1 protein-coding gene is annotated in these 733 nt (G+C 68.9%); it reads left to right on the top strand.

Annotated elements, in window-relative coordinates; translation table 11 throughout:
• Nucleotides 1-48: 48 nt before the first annotated feature.
• Complete coding sequence (locus V6V16_RS27760; RefSeq protein ID WP_334566901.1) at nucleotides 49-699, top strand: C39 family peptidase; 651 nt, start codon at nucleotides 49-51, stop codon at nucleotides 697-699.
• Nucleotides 700-733 lie beyond the last annotated feature (34 nt).

Below are 733 nucleotides of genomic sequence, written 5' to 3'. Positions count from 1 at the left end.
CCCCCTTGGTGTGCGCGCGGACCCCCGATCGGAAGGTGCAGACGAATCATGCGTACCGACATGCTGCGTAAGACCGCCCTGACCGTGGCCGGGCTCGCCTTCACCGGCGGCGCCATCGCCGGCCCCGTCACCACCGCCGTCGCCGCCCCCACCGGCAGCAAGCCCGTGTCGGTCAGCCAGGACCGCAAGCACGGCGAGCGTGAGCTGGGCGTGCGCTACGAAGCCCAGCCCAACTTCTACTACTGCGGCCCCGCCGCCGCCCGCAACGCCCTGAGCGTGCAGGGCAAGAACATCGACGTCGACGGCATGGCCCAGCGCATGGGCACCACCGAAGCCGGCACCAACTCCATCAACGACATCACCCCCGTACTCAACAAGGAGACCGGCAAGGACGCCTACCAGTCCGTCGAGATCCGCGACCCCAAGGCCGACGACAAGCAGACCGACAAGCTCCGCACCGACATCGTCACCGCCATCGACGAAGGCCACGCCGTCGTCGCCAACATCGCCGGCACCGCCACCGACACCGACGGCGTCACCCACTCCTTCGAAGGCGGGCACTACATCAGCGTCGTCGGCTACCGCGACAACGGCAACACCGTCACCATCGCCGACTCCGCCAACCCCACCCAGGCCTCCTACCGCATGAGCGTCGACAACCTCGCCGACTGGATCGCCACCCGCGGCTACACCGCCTGACCGGCGACCACACCGCACCACCCGACGACAAGGG

Source organism: Micromonospora sp. CPCC 205561 (assembly GCF_036906775.1).
In the GTDB taxonomy this organism is placed as follows: Bacteria; Actinomycetota; Actinomycetes; order Mycobacteriales; family Micromonosporaceae; genus Micromonospora.
This window is presented reverse-complemented; position numbering and strand designations above follow the sequence as displayed.